The sequence below is a fragment of the Limosilactobacillus avium genome (genome assembly GCF_947381485.1).
Taxonomy (GTDB): Bacteria; Bacillota; Bacilli; order Lactobacillales; family Lactobacillaceae; genus Limosilactobacillus; species Limosilactobacillus avium.
In genome coordinates this window covers 1-739 of record NZ_CANCWN010000083.1, presented here as the reverse complement: position 1 = coordinate 739, position 739 = coordinate 1, and the positions used below count along the sequence as shown (strand labels likewise).

General features: G+C 41.3%; 1 protein-coding gene. It reads right to left on the bottom strand.

The annotated features are described in order from the left end of the window. A partial coding sequence (gene tnpC, locus QOS01_RS10395; protein ID WP_283622267.1) for an IS66 family transposase occupies window positions 1-739 on the bottom strand: 739 nt, incomplete at both ends.

Here is a 739-nt window from a genome sequence, read left to right as displayed (position 1 = left end):
ACTTACCGTCTTGCGGTTGGGTAGCTCCTCAAATAAATATTTGAAGTAGCGATAAGGATTTAACTGATTCATTTTAGCCGTTGCTACTAAAGTATAGAAAACCGCATTAGCTTCAGCTCCCGCGGTACTTTTCGCAAATAAACAATTCTTGCGAATTAAAGTCGATGGGCGGATTGTTTGTTCAACCGCATTATTACTTAGTGGCACTTGACCATTCTCAAAAATACGATATACACGTTGGCGAAGCCTTTGCGCATTCTCAATTGCTTTTCGTAGTTTACCCATTGGGTGCTCAATCTTCACTAGATAATCATAGAATTGATCAAGCAGTGGTTTTATCTTCTCCTTTCGCAAGGCCAACTTTTCCTTTGAACTTTGGTATTTTAGGCCGTTTTCCGTATGGAAAACGTGACTTAATAGCTCAATTGCCCGCCATGCCTTTGTCTGGCGGCGTTGATTTGGTTTTAAAAGTTTGGTAATTCGAATAAATTCACGGCGAATATGGACCAAACAAGAACCGAATTTTGCTCGAGGATAAAGGCGATTGCTGTAACCATTATAGCCATCGCACATAATAATCCCCGGGTAATTCTCGCCTAAGATTTTCCCAACCATTTGTCCCGATCTACTATTCGCATAATGGAAAACACCTATTTGATGGTGACTGAATTCCTTAGTCGTTCTCGTCACCCAGAAATAGCCATTGGCTTTGCGGCTATCAAGGACCTGGAATGGTGTT